The sequence below is a fragment of the Gallibacterium faecale genome (genome assembly GCF_027920745.1).
Taxonomy (GTDB): domain Bacteria; phylum Pseudomonadota; class Gammaproteobacteria; order Enterobacterales; family Pasteurellaceae; genus Gallibacterium; species Gallibacterium faecale.
On sequence record NZ_JAQIBB010000082.1, the window covers coordinates 1 to 16,328 of the forward strand.

Sequence of the window (16,328 nt, forward strand, 5' to 3'; positions counted from 1 at the left end):
AGAAAATCCGCCACAATAGTGTGGCAGATTTCACACTTCTCAAAATTAATTTTAAAACTAATGTAACTTCATTAATGGACGAATAAAACGGTTTAAGCGTCCCACTAACATAAATAAAGCTGTTTTAAAGCAACCATGCAAAGCGACCTGATGCATTCGGTATAAAGAAACATAGATAAAGTGAGCAATATGTCCTTCAATCGTCATTGAACCTCTAACCAAATTACCCATTAAATTACCCACTGTACTAAAGCGGGATAGTGAAACTAATGAACCATGATCATAATAAGTAAATGTTTTTAAAGGCTTATTTTCTAATAAGGCTAAAATATTTTTTCCACAAGTCGTTGCCATTTGATGTGCAGCTTGAGCACGAGGAGGCACAGGTTTACCATCTTTCTGTAATAGCGCTGCACAATCACCAATCGCAAAAATATGATCATCAAGCGTTGTCTGTAATGTGTCTTTCACTTGTAATTGATTGATACGATTAATCTCTAAACCATCAAATTGCTTAGTCACATCAGAAGCGCGAATTCCTGCTGCCCAAACCATTAAATCTGCTTTGATCTCTTCACCATCATGTGTTTTTAAACTGTTTGTCGTTGCTTCAATAATGCGTGTATTTGTACGAACATCCACACCAAGTGCTACTAACTCTTTGTGTGCTGAATTAATAATTCGATCCGATAATGCAGGTAAAATTTTATTTCCTGCTTCAATTAAAGTCACTTTTAAACAACGATTATCAATTTTGCCAAAGCCATAACCTGATAAATATTGTGCCGCATTATAAAGTTCTGCTGAAAGTTCCACTCCCGTTGCCCCTGCACCAACAATCGCAATATTGATTTTATTTGGTTCAACTAACTGAATTTTTTCAGATACCACAACATCATCAGCGGCAAGATTATCCTCAGCAAACTTTAAAAAGAGTTGCATCATCCGTTTTTGGAAATACAGTGCTTGGTCAGGACTGTCTAGAAAAATACAGTTCTCACTGACACCTTTTGTATTGAAATCATTAGACTTACTGCCAATACTTAATACCAAAATATCATAATTAATCTTACGTTCAGCAACTAATAATTTGCCTCGTTCATCATGAATCGGGGCTAAAGTGATATTCTTTTCATTCCGAGAGAGCGCTGTAATATAGCCTTGTTGGAATAGGAAACCATGATTTCTTGCATGAGCACGATAACTTACCGCTTCCACACCATCATCTAATGATCCTGTCGCAACTTCATGTAATAGCGGTTTCCACAAGTGAGTCTGATTGCGATCGACTAAAATCACTTCTGCTTTCTTTTTACGCCCTAATTTATGGCCAAGAAAGGTCGCTAATTCAAGTCCACCAGCACCACCGCCAACAATCACGATTTTTTGCATAAATGTTTCTCCATTAAGATAATTGTAAAATTTTAGTGAAAGTATATCGCACTTTATTTTATTTATTTAATAGAAAAAAATTATTATCAAATGAATTATTAATACTACTAGTTATAACATTTTTTAAACAACAACATAACGCAACATAAAAAAACGCATACTGCCAAATGACAGTATGCGTTCATCAATTCAAGGAAGATTAATTATTGAATATTAATAAAGTTTTCTTGAAGTATTGAACCAATCTTCTTTAAAGGTACGTTTCATATTTTGAATTGCATCGATAATATCGTGGTGAACCAATTTCTCATTTTGGATACCCACACAACGACCTTTCTCTCCTTGTAACAATAATTCAACCGCATATACTCCCATTCTTGACGCAAGAATACGGTCAAATGCACAAGGTGCACCACCACGTTGAATATGTCCTAATACTGTCGCACGAGTTTCGTGTTTTACCCGTTCTTCAATTTCTTTCGCTAATTCATTGACATCACACATATGTTCAGTAATCGCAATAATTGCATGGCGTTTTCCTTTTTCAATGCCATACTCGACTTTACGAATCAGTGCTTCACGTTCAAATGGGCGTTCTGGCACAACGATAAACTCACAACCACCAGCAATAGCTGCTGCTAAGGTTAAGTCGCCACAATAACGTCCCATAATTTCTACAATGGAAATACGTTGGTGTGAACTTGAGGTATCACGTAAACGGTCAATCGCATCTACCGCAGTTTCTAATGCGGTATGATAACCAATCGTATAATCTGTTCCCGCTACGTCATTATCAATCGTACCTGGTAAACCAATACATGGGAAATCATGTTCTTCAGTCAATAATTTTGCTCCCATATAGGAACCGTCCCCACCAATTACGACTAATGCATCAATGCCGTGAAAACGTAAGTTCTCCACACATTTTGCACGAACTGCCGGATCTTTAAACTCAGGGAAGCGCGCAGAACCTAAGAAAGTACCGCCACGGTTGATAATATCAGATACATGATAGCGTTCTAATTTTTTAATTTTATTGAAATAAAGTCCTTGGTAACCATCATAGATACCATACACTTCTAAGCCTTCGTATAACGTTGCACGCACAACCCCACGAATTGCAGCGTTCATTCCTGGCGCATCGCCACCACTTGTTAATACGGCAATTTTCTTAATCATAATTCGTCCTCATTCGGAAATATTTTAAAGCTAAAAATAAATCAAAACCGCGCTAAGATTACACTATTCACTCTCTATCCTCTAGTGAAATTTTTGATTACTTTCGTAATTTTTGATCTAATCAGGAATTCGCTTGTTGTTCCGCCATTTCCTGTTTAACAACTGAGGTAGGTTCTTGATGAATCATTACATCAGAATGAGGAAACGCTCTCAGTAAGGCTTGTTCCAACTCTTCTGTAATATCGTGAGCGACGACTAATGGTAAATGATCCTCTAATTCTAAATGTAATTGAATAAAACGTACCGCACCCGCTCGGCGAGTTTTAATATCATGAATCCCTAATACGTGTTTATTCTGTTTTGCGATCATTTTGATTAATTCAATTTCTTCATCTGGCAAAGCAACATCTAGTAACATTTGAATGGCTTCCGCGACCATTTTCAGTGCATTCCCTAGAATATACACCGCAATAATTAACGCGCAAATCGCATCAGCCATTACAAAGCCATAATAACTAAGCACTAATGCCACTAAAATGCCTAAATTCATAAATAAGTCAGTCTGGTAATGCAGACTATCCGCTTTAATTGCAGGGCTATCTGTTAATTTGATTGTATATTTTTGGAAAGCGACCAAAATACCCGTCATTACTACTGAAATCACAGTCACCGCAATCCCCCAAATATTATGATCTGTAATCTCTGGAGAATTTAAACGTTGTATGCCTTGAAGAAATAAGAAGACAACTGAACCACAAATAAACATTCCTTGGGCTAACGAAGCGAGCGACTCTGCCTTACCATGCCCAAATGAATGGTTGTCATCTGCTGGCATTAAGGCAAAACGTAAAATCAACATACTGGTAAAAGAGGCTAACAGATCTAATAAAGAATCTGTAATAGCGGCTAAAATACTGACTGAGCCCGTTTTCCACCATGCGATTGCCTTAATTAATACCAAAAACAAGGCGGTAAAAATGGCAAAACAGGCTGCACGTTTTACGTAAATTGAATAATTATTTTTCATCACAGCTCCAAGTTAATGGGTATTTCATCATTTCTGCCACTAACGGTTTCGCTTTTTGTTGTTCTAACTTTTTCAATACTGCCATTGTACTGCTTTTTACTGGCGCAAATTGTTCACTATATTGCACTTGAACAAATCCACACGCTGCCAAATTTTCACCTTTTGCCACATCAACTTGATAATCAGTAAATTGTTCTGCTGGCGGATAAACCACATAACTATACAACTGATTATCTTTTACTTGATTGCTATATACTTGAATGTCTGAACGAGAATACATTTTTTCTCGTAATGCAATACGTTGCAGATAAGTTGGATCAGTCTTTGCAAAATCTTGCTGTAAATCTTGAAAAATCTCTAAATGTGAATGTTTTGCACTATTGGTATCAATTAATTGATAGGTATATTTCACCACACTTCCTAAGTCATCTGTTTTGGTTAATTGATACTGCTGTTGTGCAAAGCTTAATTTTGTTGGTACAGCAATTTTATGTTGGCTTACTTGATGCGATACACATCCTGTTAAGAACAAAATCGCCAACCACGATAAACGTTTAATCATCACTTAACTCCCGTTTAAACACTAACTCTGTTGCAGTTGAAGCTGTTTTATCAAACCAATATCCTGCTAAATCAAATGCTTTGAGCTGTTCGACTTCAGTCACTTGATTTTGTACAAGATAACGACAAAACAAACCTCGTGCTTTCTTCGCATAAAAGCTGATAATTTTATACCGACCATTTTTATAATCCATAAAAATTGGCTTCACAATGGTTGCTTTTAAACGATCGCTGTTCACTGCTTTAAAATATTCATCTGATGCAGCGTTAATCAATAGATTATCGCCTTGTTGATCAATCGCTTGTTGTAGATGATCAGTAATTACATTTCCCCAAAATTGATACAAATCCTTACCATGCGGATTCGCCAACTTAGTTCCCATTTCCAAACGATACGGCTGCATTAAATCTAAAGGACGTAATAAACCATATAACCCTGATAACATTCGTAAATGTGTCTGTGCAAAGTCAATGTCTAGTGCTGATAAACTCTCTGCATCTAAACCAGTATAAACATCTCCTTTAAATGCATAAATTGCTGCTTTGCTATTATTTTGATTATGCTCTACTTGCCATTCTGCAAAACGGGCTGCATTTAATCCCGCCAACTTATCACTAATTTTCATTAAAGAGGCGATGTCTGCTGGAGTTAATTGACGACAAAGATGAATTAGCTGTTCGCTATACGCAGTCAAACTTGGCTGCGTAACCGTATTTATTGGTGCAGGCGTAGTAAAATCCAGCGTTTTTGCTGGTGAAATAATTGCTAACATAGTGTTCCTTCTTTAAATATTGGCGAGTTTCCAATCAATCGGTGTTTTTCCTTGTTGGATTAAATAGTGATTAGCTCGTGAAAAATGGTGACAACCAAAAAAACCTCGATGTGCGGATAACGGCGATGGGTGCGGTGCAGTTAATACACAATGTTTTTGTCGATCAATAAACTGTCCTTTCTTTTGTGCATGACTTCCCCACAACAAAAAAACCAAACCTGATGTATGTTGGTTTAGCGTCGCAATCACGTGATCTGTAAAGGTTTCCCAACCGAAATTCGCGTGTGAATGTGCTTTTCCTTGCTCAACCGTTAATACTGTGTTCAACAACAGTACTCCTTGTGTTGCCCAATCCACTAAATAGCCGTGATTTGGAATTTGAAACCCTTCAATATCTTGGCTTAACTCTTTATACATATTTAATAATGAAGGCGGTGGTGGCACATTAGGTCGCACTGAAAAAGCCAATCCATGCGCTTGGTTGGGCCCATGATAAGGATCTTGCCCTAAAATAACGACTTTAACTTGATCAAATTCAGTATAACGAAAAGCATTAAATACATCTGCCTTTGGTGGGTAAATAATCTTGCCTAAATCTCGTTGATGTTGGACTTGTTGCAAGATCTGCTGAAAATAAGGTTCAGCTTTTTCATGCCCAATCATCTCTTTCCATGTTCTCATGGCATTATCCTTGTTATCGTGTAAGACGCTAAATTATAAAAAAACATTTTCTAAGATCACAAATAAAAATTACATCACCGATTGTTACAATTTCATTATTAAAACGTAAAAATAAATCTACCTCGAATTATTTAGCCTAATAATTTTTTGATTAAAATCAAAATAACCATTCTAAGGAAAACTTTTTATTATTGAGATAGCCAAAATATTGTAATTTAATTTGAAAATATAAAATATTTTGATAAAATTTTGGCCAGTTCATTAGGTTATTAATAGATGCTTTTGGAGGCAATCATGATTAAAGGTATTCAAATTACACAAGCAGCAAATGACAATTTAATTAATTCTTTCTGGTTATTAGATAACGAGAAAGGTGAAGCACGTTGTTTATGTGCAAAAGGTGATTATGCTGAAGATCAAATCGTTGCAATCAACGAATTAGGCAACATTGAATATCGTGAATTACCAGTTGACGTTGCACCAACTGTAAAAGTTGAAGGTGGTCAACACTTAAACGTTAATGTATTACGTCGTGAAACTTTAGAAGACGCTGTAAAACACCCAGAAAAATATCCACAATTAACTATCCGTGTTTCTGGTTATGCAGTTCGTTTCAACTCTTTAACTCCAGAACAACAACGCGATGTAATTACTCGTACTTTCACTGAAAGCCTATAATCTTATTTTTCCTAATCAAACGGCGATCAAAAGGATCGCCGTTTTTTTTACAAAAATTTTCTTCTGTTACTATTCCTACTATCAAATTTTGTAGTTTTTTGAAGCTAACCACTTGTTTTTTTTTTAAACTAAGGAAGTTTTTGCTTACCAAAATAGTTTGGTAGCAAAACAATAGGTTTAACGGGCTTTTATATCTTGTATTGTTATCTTAATGGAGCTTTATATGCAAAAACTTCCTTTCAAACCCATTGCACTTATCACACTTCTTTCATTAGGTATTGTTGCTTGCGGTAGTTCTGGTGGTGGGACAAAACCAGCTACGACCAATGCAGAAAAACCTACAACAGAAAAAGATATTACAACTTCTAATCAAGTTCCCCAAGAAACCAACACTCAAAATTCTTCTACAAACAACTCTTCCACAGACACTACTCAGCTTAATACATTAAAAACCAGACTTGAAACAATTGAAAAACAATTAAATACACTTACCGCAAATCCAACTGACAATAATGCTCAACTAAATGCGTTAATTGCCGAATTACAAACTCAAAAAACCTATTTAGAAGAAGAGCAGAAAAAGTTAAAAGACCAACTTACTGAGCTTAAACAACAAAAAGAGAAATTGATTCAACAAAGAAATGAACTAAGTCAACTAGCAGATAATAAAGAGAAACTTATTCAAGAAAAAGAAAAAGCATTAATTGAAAAAGAGAATATTATCAGGGAAAAAGAAAATATTCTTACAGCACATATAGAGGCAAGTAATGATAAAGATCGACAAATTAGTGAGTTATATAGTCGTATTAGCGATCTGGAAAGTCAACTTTGGAACCACAATACCCCTCTAGAACCCCCTCCAGTTGAAGATGAAAATTTACCTGAAATATTTAAAGACTTTAAAAATTTCTCTACTGCAGTGCCTGATAAAAATGAGTTAAACCGTGTAGATAGTCAATCTTATATTGCAGAAAGGTCATCATTTGTTGGTGAATTATTCCACAAAGACGTTAATACTAAAATAAATGAAGATGCTATTTTCTTACCTTTAGATATACCTGCAAACGGTTACCGAACCGACAAAGTCTATAAAAATGATGGACAATATCAAATGCAAAAAGTGAAACTTGTTGAGAAAATTAAAGATTTTGTAGATAACCAAGGAAAAAATGTTCAAATTCGTATTTCTCAAAAATCTTATAATCTAGAAGACGCAGGAATAAGCCAAAGAAATTGGTTTTATTTAGGATATAGAGAAATGCGAGATGATAGTATCTTAAGTTATGGTGGAGTACCGACATTAGCTAGTAATCTTGAAACACTATCAGGGAATGCCATATACAAAGGAAAAGTATTGGGTATTGGATACAACAAGCCCAGATATTGAATTAAATGTTGACTTTAATAAGAAAACTATCAAAGGCCAAATTGGTTATGACTATTATTATATGTTTAATAAAGGCTCTACTTTAGAAGAAGGTATAATTAAAGCAGAAGGAGAAAGAATTGTTTTTAATGGAAAAATCACAGAAGCATCTTCTCCTTCAATAACTGGTGAATATAATGGTATTTTTATGGGCAAAGATGCCCATCAATTAGCAGGAGAAATTATTAATATAGATAATTCAAAAAGTGTTTTCGTAGCAGAAAAAGAAACAAATTAATAACTAAGCTAAATGGAAGAACCATTCTTCCATTTAGTTTTTTTATTATAGCTAGACGAGGTCTAGCTATAATAACAATACGCCGCTTTTATAGCGGCGTATTTGTTTTGTGAATAAATAAACTCTGGTATCAAATTGAGTTCACTATTTTTAAAATGACATATTTTTTACTTACTGCAAAGCAACCGTAGTTTTGTTAAAATTGCCCAAGTTTTGCAGAAGAATAAGGATGGTATATGCAACAAATTATTGAGGTAAATACACAAAATTTGGCTGAAGTATTAGATATGGGAAAAACGCAGCCATTAGTTTTTGTGTTTTATGCTGCAACTGATAATGCTTCAAATGGTTTTGTGAGTACATTAGAACGTTTAACAACCCAATACCCAAATCAATTTATTTTAGCGAAAGTGAATTGTGAAACTGAACAAATGATTGCGGCACAATTCCGTATCCAAGCATTACCGACCACTTATCTATTTAAAGATGGCGCACCGATAGATGGCTTCCACGGTGTATTGCCTGAACCAGAATTACAACAACGTTTAGCGGTAATTTTACCGAAAGAAGATGAAATTAAGTTTAATCAGGCGTTAGATTATTTGGCAGTGGAAAATTACGAACAGGCGTTACCGCTGTTAAAGGAAGCATGGGAAGTTTCAGATAAGAAAAATAGTGATGTTGCCTTGCTTTACGCTGAAACCTATATCGCAATGAAAAAAATAGAACCTGCACAAGAAATTCTGAAACAAATCCCACTGCAAGATCGTGATAGCCGTTGGCAAGGATTACAAGCTCAAATCGAGCTGTTGATTCAGGCAGCGGATACACCAGAGATTCAACAATTACAGCAAGATTATCAACGTCAGCCAACGCCAGAAATTGCGATTAAATTAGCTGTACAATTACATCAAGCGAACCGCAATGAAGAAGCGCTAGAGCTATTATTAGCTATTTTGCGTAAGGATCTTGGTGCAGAAGATGGCGAAGTAAAACGTCAATATTTAGCTATTTTGGCAGCAATGGGGAATAGCGATCCTTTAACCAATAAGTATCGCCGTCTGGTATATTCCCTCTTGTATTAAGTGTCGCAACAAAGATCAATTATTAAGTTAGGATTCAATATATGACAACAAAACACAGTAAATTATTAATTTTAGGATCAGGTCCAGCAGGTTATACCGCGGCAATTTATGCTGCACGTGCGAATTTAAAACCCGTTTTAGTAACTGGTTTACAGCAAGGTGGACAATTAACAACTACCAATGAAATTGAGAATTGGCCGGGTGATGCAGGCGAAACAACGGGGCCTGAATTAATGCAACGGATGTTAGAACATGCAGAAAAATTTGAAGCAGAAATTATCTTTGATCATATTAATAAAGTTGATCTATCACAACGTCCATTTACCCTTTATGGGGATAGCCAAACTTTTACCTGTGATGCGTTAATTATTGCCACTGGTGCATCCGCAAAATATTTAGGCTTACCTTCAGAAGAGGCTTATAAAGGTCGTGGTGTATCTGCTTGTGCAACCTGTGATGGCTTTTTCTATCGTAATAAACCTGTTGCCGTAATTGGCGGCGGAAATACAGCGGTTGAAGAAGCATTATATCTGGCTAATATTGCCTCTACTGTGCATCTTATCCATCGTCGTGATAGCTTCCGCAGTGAAAAAATTCTTTTAGATCGTTTAATGAAAAAGGTCGAAGAAGGCAAGATTGTGCTACATACCAATCGTACTTTAGCTGAAGTCTGTGGTGATAATATGGGCGTTACCCATCTACAATTACAAGATACACAGTCTGATGCACAAGAAAAGGTTGAAGTAGAAGGTGTATTTATTGCAATTGGACACGCACCAAATACCGATATTTTTGCAGGTCAATTAGAGCTCAATAATGGTTATATTGTGGTGAAATCTGGTTTACAAGGGAATGCAACTGCGACTTCGGTATCGGGCGTATTTGCTGCTGGAGATGTTATGGATCAACATTATCGCCAAGCAATTACCTCAGCAGGTACTGGGTGTATGGCGGCCTTAGATGCAGAACGTTACCTTGATGCATTAGACGCACAAAAATAACACCTTTTTTTGAATTCATTCCCCTCACTAGTGAGGGGATTTTATTGTATTTTTACAAGCATGGCAGGATATGGAAAAAGCACGCCAGAAACAGCTTCAAACTTGGCTTAAACAGCAAAGTAAAATTATCAAGAAACCACTTAAATTAAATCTTCTGTTTGCAACTTGTTCAACACTATTATTGGTTGTGCAAACATGGTTATTAGCATCATTATTAAATGATCTGATTATTGAACAGGTGCCACGTGAACAATTAATTCCTCTTTTTATTACATTGCCAATAATTTTTGCCGTAAGAGCCGGATTGTTGTATGCCCGAGAAAAGATCGGCTTTTATAGTGGTCGCGTGTTGCGTCAGCATTTACGCCAGCAAATTATGCAAAAATTGCAGCAAGTTGGGCCAGCAACATTGGCTTATCGTCCTGTGGGAAGTTGGGCAACGTTAGCCTTAGAGCAAGTAGAAAATTTGCATAATTTTTATGCTCGCTATTTACCTCAACAATATTTATCAGGGGTAGCACCGCTGATTTTATTAATTGCGATCTTCCCAATTAACTGGGCAGCAGGGCTAATCTTATTAATTACTGCGCCTTTAATTCCATTATTTATGGCATTAGTGGGAATTAAGGCTGCTGAAGCAAATCAACGTAATATTACGACCTTAGCCCGTTTGAGTGGGCAGTTTTTAGATCGCTTAAGAGGGCTAGAAAACCTACGCATTTTTAATCGTACTAAACAACAAACAGAGCAAATTGAGGAACGGAGTGAAGATTTTCGTGAAACTACGATGGATGTGTTAAAAATTGCCTTCCTTTCTTCTTCTGTATTAGAGTTTTTTACTTCAATTTCGATTGCTTTAACTGCGGTTTATTTTGGGTTTAGCTATTTGGGGCAAATTAATTTTGGTGGATATAGTACAGGTGTTACCCTGTTTTCAGGCTTTTTCTGTTTAATTTTAGCACCAGAGTTTTATCAACCAGTGCGTGACTTAGGTACTTATTATCACGATAAAGCCGCCGCAGTGGGTGCAGCAGACACGATAGAAGCGTTTTTGCAACAAGATTTCTTAATTGCACAGCAAGGTGAGATGAGATTAGACGCGGACGAAATTAGCTTGCAAGCAGAACAGTTGGTCGTGCTTTCACCAACAGGTACAGCCTTAACGCAACCGCTGACGTTTCAAATTAAGGCAGGGGAAAATGTGGCTTTAGTTGGGCAAAGTGGTGCAGGCAAAACTTCGTTAATGAATGTATTATTAGGTTTTTTACCTTATCAAGGCAGTTTATTAGTGAATGGGGTAGAGTTACGTTCACTTAATTTAACCGCTTGGCGCAATAAACTTGCTTGGGTTGGGCAAAATCCATTTTTATTACAAGGTACTATTCGAGAAAATCTCCGTTTAGCTAATCGTGAAGCAACAGATCAACAGCTTATCGTCGCATTGCAACAAGCGTATGTTGCAGAACTTGCACCATTGTTAGATAAAGAATTACAAGATGGTGGCTTAGGGGTGTCAGTAGGACAAGCACAACGTTTGGCAGTGGCACGGGCTTTATTAAAAACAGGATCGCCATTACTGCTATTAGATGAACCTACCGCCAGTTTAGATGCCCGTTCAGAAAATCAAGTTTTAGCCAGTTTGCAGCAGCTTAGTCAAGGCAAAACAACCTTGATGATTACTCATCGTATCGAAGATTTAAAGCAATCTGATCGAATTTTAGTGATGCAATCAGGTGAGATTGTGCAGCAAGGTAGATTCAGTGAATTACAGGGTCAAGGCTATTTTGCTGAATTATTGGCACAACGTGAAACCGCAGTTAGCTAAGGATAATTCAATGCGTTCATTATTTCCGTTTTTCGCAATGTTTAAACATACGCCATTACGTTTGGCATTAGGGATCATTTTAATGCTGACTGGTTTAGCTGCGAGCATTGGTCTATTAACTTTATCAGGTTGGTTTTTAGCAGCAGCAGCGATTGCAGGCGTGTCAATTTTATTTAACTTTTTCTACCCATCATCAGGGGTAAGGGGATTAGCTATTGGTAGAACTGTCGCACGTTATTTTGAAAAAGTAGTGACTCATGATGTCACCTTTGAGATTTTGGCAAAGTTACGTGTTACGGTGTTTACAAAGATTATTCCATTAAGCCCTGCGGTATTAAGCCGCTATCGTAATAGTGAGTTGTTAAATCGTTTAGTGGCGGATGTGGATACCTTAGATACATTGTATTTGCGTCTATTTGCCCCATTTGTCAGTGCCGTTGGGATGATTATTTTTATTGGGATTGGCTTAAGTTTTCTTAACTTGCAGATTGCTTTGTTTGTGGCTGGCAGTTTATTGGCGTTATTACTGGTGATCCCGACTATTTTTTATCGGTTAGGACAACACTTTGGTGCGGCATTAACCGCAAGTCGTGCGAAATACCGTATTCAATTTATCGAATATATCCAAGCTCAAGCAGAGCTACTATTATTTAATGCAGGCGAAGCATTGCAACAACGGTTACAACAAACCGAACAGCAATGGTTGCGAAATCAACAACGAGAAGCCCAATTAGCGGGGTTATCGAGCGCCATATTATTGTTTGCCAATGGTGTGATTGTGGTGATTACCTTGTGGTTAGCCGCTGCAACGCCAATGGGGGCTGGGGATTTTAAATTGGCATTGATTGCGTTAGTGACTTTTTCGGCATTAGCCTCATTTGAAATTTTAATGCCAATCGGAGCGGCATTTCTGCATTTAGGGCAGGTCATTGCTTCCGCTGAACGCGTAACCGATATTATCTCGCAACAGCCATTAGTAACATTTAATGGTACATTGAAAACGGTAGCAGTAGATTCTCAACCGTTGCTTTCCCTCAAACATCTAGAGTTTAATTACCCTGACAGAGCAGAAGTAGCTTTAACTGATGTGAGTTTTGCTGTTACTGCAGGGCAAAAAATTGCTATTTTAGGTAAAACAGGCAGTGGGAAATCCACCTTATTACAGTTATTGATTCGTAACTATATGCCAACGCAAGGGGAAATTTTACTCGCAGGGCAGCCTATTGATCAGTATTGCGAAGAAAGCTTACGACAACAGATCATTTTATTAACGCAGCGAGTGCATATTTTCAGCGATACATTACGTGAGAATTTGTGTTTAGCAAATCCACAAGCGACGGATCAACAGCTTGCTGATTTACTACACCAAGTAGGATTAGGTTATTTGCTTTCCCAAGAACAAGGTTTAGATACGTGGTTAGGTGATGGTGGTCGCACTTTATCTGGTGGTGAACAACGGCGCTTAGGTATTGCGCGAGTGTTATTATCGTCTGCTCCGATTATTTTATTAGATGAACCAACCGAAGGGTTAGATCGTGAAACAGAACGCCAAGTATTAGCGCTATTATTAGTACATTGCCAACAGAAAACATTAATTATGGTCACACATCGCCTAACAGGATTAGAGCAGTTTGATCAGGTGATCGTGATGGATAATGCTCAAGTGGTTGAGCAAGGTGATTTTATGCAGTTATCACAAACAGCGGATTCATTGCTATTTAAATTGGTTAATCGGATTTCTTATTAGCTCAATCAGAGTAAGATATTGATATATACAACGTCATCAGAAATGATAGTTAGTTGATCTCAAAATCATAATGGTTACACAGCCTTATGTTGAAGTTAAATAGCTATACATCAAATACAGACTCAGTTTGGCGTAGTTAATATTTCCTAAGGGATTTGCAAAAATTAATTAAGCTGATAATGGTTAAACAAGTAAATAACGTCTTCTGATCATCGCCATGGATTTATTGTTTAATCTGGTTATCAATGCTAAAATAGCAATCGTTTGCTATATTTATACATAATCGCAAGTTATTCCCCTCGCCTTGGAGAAAACAGGTTATGCAGTACTTTTTCCTTATAGGCAGAAATAAACTCTAGTCGGTTAAGTTCAAAATAAGACAAGTCAACAAGCCGAAGACAGTATAAATAATACTTTGATGCGAAGTAACGCCGTATTATTTTGAAATTAAACGACTATATTTTGTATCTATAGTGTAAACACCTTACTGTTTAATATGAATCCATCTTATAAGGAACTTAGTATGAAAAAAGCTAAACTGTTCACCCCAACTCCACTTAGCAGACAGATCTCGCGAGCCTTATTTGTAGTGATCCACTAAATTAGCAGTCCTTATTAGTCTACCACTACAAGAGGCAATAAAATGAAAACATTTCTTAATAAATATGGTTTAACCCCACTCATCTTTTTTCAAATTATTCTTATTACAGTTAATGCACAATTAATTTATGCATTTTGGGATATTCGTAATAGTGTTCCAGGTGGTTTCCCCGCTGCTTTAGGAGTAACAGATGCTCAAGCTGGTCAATTATATTCAATGCAAGGTTTAGTTATCATAGTAGGAACAATTGCGTTAGGATGGGTAGGTGATCGTTTTTCTATTCGTAATATTATGCTGATTTCTACAATTGGTGTTGGCTCAATTTCATTGTTTCTCACTTTAAATTCTCCTGGATTAAGTATGCCTGTCCTGTTGGCTTGTTTCTTTTCGATGCTGTTTTTTAGTGAAGTATTATTTAAGCCTGCAATTTTAAAGCACTGAGGGTTTCAACTACTGCTGAACATCAAGGTGCAGTATTTGGTTTCTTTGAATTTGGACGAGGATTGTTAGCATTTTTAGTATCTTTATTATGGACTGTTATGTTAGCAATGAAACTTTCTGCACATACGATGATGGCAACGAGTTGTATCTTGATTATTGTAACGGGGCTAGTAGTTTACTTTGCCGTTCCTAAGGATCAAAAAGTAGGTGATAATGATACGAGCGTATCTTCAACACTTGAAGCAATTAAAGGTGTTGGACATGTAGCTAAATTGCCTATTGTTTGGTTAGTTGGAATTAATGTATTTTGTATTTATGGCTCTTTTATTGCGGCAGGTACATATTTTGCACGTTATTTACAGGCTGGATATGGCACAACAGCAGTTGTTGCAGCTGTATTTGCTACTACAGTAATAGCATTAAGGATGTTGCCATTAGTTTCTACAATTTTAGTTGAAAAAGTCTTTAAATCTACTATGCATTTTATGAGGACATTTGAAGTTTTATTAGCGATAGTTTTAAGTATTATTGCTCTTATCTTCTTCAGTAATCACCCAGAAGTCCAATCTTATGCACCTGATTCCCCACCGTCAGATCTAATTTCTTCTTCTATGTTTTGGGTGTTAGTAGTTTTAATGTTGTTATGTTCAGCCATTATTTTTATGATTCGAGGTGTTTATTATGCACCGATTGGAGAGTTTAATGTGCCTAAAAAACACTCTTCATCAGCAATGTCATTTGCGATTACTGTAGGTTATTTTCCAGCATTAATTGCACCTGCTGTATTAGGTAGTTTAGTGACTTCGCCAGAGAAAGATAGTGCAGGAAATATTACGATGCAGTTTTTAACAGATACACATATCCTTGCTTTTGCATTTATAGGTTTGGCGGTTTTAGCTCTTATTGCTGCTTTAATGTCGCATACAATGATAAAACTAAAACAAAAGAATGGATAAAATATGCAAACATTTTCATTATCAGATTGGTTGGCTGAATGCCAACCAGAAACACAGATAAATAGATTATTTATTCCTGGTACACATGACACTATGACTGCTTCATGTCAGCAACGTTACTATAAAACGCAGACATTAACATTATTAGAACAACTGCAATGTGGAGTAAGATTTCTAGATTTGCGGTTACGTAAAGAGATGGTGGCAGCGCATCGAGAATGGGTGAGTGAGATTAGTGCAGAGATGATTTTTGATACATTGTTAGCGTTTTTATCTCAACATCCATCAGAGTTTATTTTTGTACGTATTCAAAATGCAAATGAAGCTAAAGATGATTTTATGCAATACCAAATGGCGCTACACGATAAATTAAGTCGTTATCAATCTTCGTTTTATCATTGGCAAACGGAAGAACAAGAGTTTGTATTTCCGAGTATTGCGCAAGTAGCAGGGAAGTTAGTCGCTTTTGAGTGTTCACCTCCACAATTCAAATCACATTGGTATCAACAGCGACAATGGGCATTACCATGGCACGAAAATAAATGGATTACATTACAAGATAATTGGGATGGTCCTATGTTGAATGATAAATTTGGGCAAATTAAACAGAATGTCATTCAGTCTAGGGAGATCAAAGAAAAGTTATATCTTAATCACATTAGTGCGACTAATGGTGAGCTAGGTTATCCAGATGCGTATGCGAAAATATTAAATATA

16 protein-coding genes are annotated in these 16,328 nt (G+C 36.6%); 10 read left to right on the forward strand and 6 right to left on the reverse strand.

Annotated elements, in window-relative coordinates; all coding sequences use genetic code 11:
- Positions 1-57: 57 nt before the first annotated feature.
- The 6 genes from PF272_RS09385 to ung all read right to left on the reverse strand — a co-directional run bounded on the left by PF272_RS09385 (position 58) and on the right by ung (position 5,613).
- On the reverse strand, positions 58-1,392 hold the full coding sequence (locus tag PF272_RS09385; RefSeq protein ID WP_271142547.1) for an NAD(P)/FAD-dependent oxidoreductase: 1,335 nt from the start codon (positions 1,390-1,392) through the stop codon (positions 58-60).
- A 213-nt stretch (positions 1,393-1,605) separates the two neighbouring features.
- Positions 1,606-2,571: a 6-phosphofructokinase gene (gene pfkA, locus PF272_RS09390; RefSeq protein ID WP_065234826.1), complete on the reverse strand. Its 966-nt coding sequence runs from the start codon at positions 2,569-2,571 to the stop codon at positions 1,606-1,608.
- A gap of 121 nt (positions 2,572-2,692) precedes the next feature.
- A complete protein-coding gene (locus PF272_RS09395) occupies positions 2,693-3,598 on the reverse strand; it encodes a cation diffusion facilitator family transporter (RefSeq protein WP_271142548.1) in 906 nt (301 codons plus the stop codon).
- Complete coding sequence (locus tag PF272_RS09400) at positions 3,588-4,160, reverse strand: hypothetical protein (RefSeq protein ID WP_271142549.1); 573 nt, start codon at positions 4,158-4,160, stop codon at positions 3,588-3,590. The genes PF272_RS09395 and PF272_RS09400 overlap by 11 nt, the downstream gene beginning before the upstream one ends.
- The gene (yaaA, locus tag PF272_RS09405; RefSeq protein WP_271142550.1) at positions 4,153-4,932 is read right to left on the reverse strand and encodes a peroxide stress protein YaaA; all 780 of its coding nucleotides are present in this window, start codon (positions 4,930-4,932) and stop codon (positions 4,153-4,155) included. Before yaaA ends, PF272_RS09400 begins: the two co-directional genes overlap by 8 nt.
- Before the next feature lie 12 nt (positions 4,933-4,944).
- A complete protein-coding gene (gene ung / locus PF272_RS09410; protein ID WP_065234830.1) occupies positions 4,945-5,613 on the reverse strand; it encodes a uracil-DNA glycosylase in 669 nt (222 codons plus the stop codon).
- A gap of 294 nt (positions 5,614-5,907) precedes the next feature.
- Between ung and grcA the strand changes: the two genes are divergently transcribed.
- From grcA to PF272_RS09460, 10 genes are all read left to right on the forward strand, one after another.
- Entirely contained in the window at positions 5,908-6,291 is a 384-nt protein-coding gene (grcA, locus tag PF272_RS09415) for an autonomous glycyl radical cofactor GrcA (protein ID WP_065237123.1), read from the forward strand.
- Between the two features lie 223 nt (positions 6,292-6,514).
- Positions 6,515-7,678, forward strand: a complete 1,164-nt coding sequence (locus tag PF272_RS09420; RefSeq protein ID WP_271142551.1) for a hypothetical protein — start codon at positions 6,515-6,517, stop codon at positions 7,676-7,678.
- Positions 7,653-7,955, forward strand: a complete 303-nt coding sequence (locus PF272_RS09425; protein WP_271142552.1) for a transferrin-binding protein-like solute binding protein — start codon at positions 7,653-7,655, stop codon at positions 7,953-7,955. The genes PF272_RS09420 and PF272_RS09425 overlap by 26 nt, the downstream gene beginning before the upstream one ends.
- A 236-nt stretch (positions 7,956-8,191) precedes the next feature.
- The gene (locus PF272_RS09430; protein WP_271142553.1) at positions 8,192-9,040 is read left to right on the forward strand and encodes a co-chaperone YbbN; all 849 of its coding nucleotides are present in this window, start codon (positions 8,192-8,194) and stop codon (positions 9,038-9,040) included.
- Positions 9,041-9,081: 41 nt separating this feature from the next.
- Positions 9,082-10,041: a thioredoxin-disulfide reductase gene (gene trxB, locus PF272_RS09435; RefSeq protein WP_271142554.1), complete on the forward strand. Its 960-nt coding sequence runs from the start codon at positions 9,082-9,084 to the stop codon at positions 10,039-10,041.
- A 70-nt stretch (positions 10,042-10,111) separates the two neighbouring features.
- Positions 10,112-11,866 (forward strand): heme ABC transporter permease/ATP-binding protein CydD, encoded by a 1,755-nt coding sequence (gene cydD / locus PF272_RS09440; RefSeq protein WP_271142555.1) that lies wholly within the window; start codon positions 10,112-10,114, stop codon positions 11,864-11,866.
- Between the two features lie 10 nt (positions 11,867-11,876).
- Entirely contained in the window at positions 11,877-13,613 is a 1,737-nt protein-coding gene (cydC, locus tag PF272_RS09445) for a heme ABC transporter ATP-binding protein/permease CydC (RefSeq protein WP_271142556.1), read from the forward strand.
- 643 nt (positions 13,614-14,256) lie between these two features.
- The gene (locus PF272_RS09450; RefSeq protein ID WP_271142557.1) at positions 14,257-14,655 is read left to right on the forward strand and encodes a hypothetical protein; all 399 of its coding nucleotides are present in this window, start codon (positions 14,257-14,259) and stop codon (positions 14,653-14,655) included.
- A gap of 62 nt (positions 14,656-14,717) precedes the next feature.
- Entirely contained in the window at positions 14,718-15,611 is an 894-nt protein-coding gene (locus PF272_RS09455; protein WP_333781497.1) for an MFS transporter, read from the forward strand.
- A gap of 3 nt (positions 15,612-15,614) precedes the next feature.
- On the forward strand, positions 15,615-16,328 hold a 714-nt coding region (locus PF272_RS09460), incomplete at its 3' end, for a PI-PLC domain-containing protein (protein WP_271142559.1).

Excerpts from the sequence above, each read along its gene's own strand:
- PF272_RS09385 (WP_271142547.1), bottom strand. The coding sequence starts at position 1,392 with ATGCAAAAAATCGTGATTGTTGGCGGTGGTGCTGGTGGACTTGAATTA.
- pfkA (WP_065234826.1), bottom strand. The coding sequence starts at position 2,571 with ATGATTAAGAAAATTGCCGTATTAACAAGTGGTGGCGATGCGCCAGGA.
- PF272_RS09395 (WP_271142548.1), bottom strand. The coding sequence starts at position 3,598 with ATGAAAAATAATTATTCAATTTACGTAAAACGTGCAGCCTGTTTTGCC.
- PF272_RS09400 (WP_271142549.1), bottom strand. The coding sequence starts at position 4,160 with ATGATTAAACGTTTATCGTGGTTGGCGATTTTGTTCTTAACAGGATGT.
- yaaA (WP_271142550.1), bottom strand. The coding sequence starts at position 4,932 with ATGTTAGCAATTATTTCACCAGCAAAAACGCTGGATTTTACTACGCCT.
- ung (WP_065234830.1), bottom strand. The coding sequence starts at position 5,613 with ATGAGAACATGGAAAGAGATGATTGGGCATGAAAAAGCTGAACCTTAT.
- grcA (WP_065237123.1), top strand. The coding sequence starts at position 5,908 with ATGATTAAAGGTATTCAAATTACACAAGCAGCAAATGACAATTTAATT.
- PF272_RS09420 (WP_271142551.1), top strand. The coding sequence starts at position 6,515 with ATGCAAAAACTTCCTTTCAAACCCATTGCACTTATCACACTTCTTTCA.
- PF272_RS09430 (WP_271142553.1), top strand. The coding sequence starts at position 8,192 with ATGCAACAAATTATTGAGGTAAATACACAAAATTTGGCTGAAGTATTA.
- trxB (WP_271142554.1), top strand. The coding sequence starts at position 9,082 with ATGACAACAAAACACAGTAAATTATTAATTTTAGGATCAGGTCCAGCA.
- cydD (WP_271142555.1), top strand. The coding sequence starts at position 10,112 with ATGGAAAAAGCACGCCAGAAACAGCTTCAAACTTGGCTTAAACAGCAA.
- cydC (WP_271142556.1), top strand. The coding sequence starts at position 11,877 with ATGCGTTCATTATTTCCGTTTTTCGCAATGTTTAAACATACGCCATTA.
- PF272_RS09450 (WP_271142557.1), top strand. The coding sequence starts at position 14,257 with ATGAAAACATTTCTTAATAAATATGGTTTAACCCCACTCATCTTTTTT.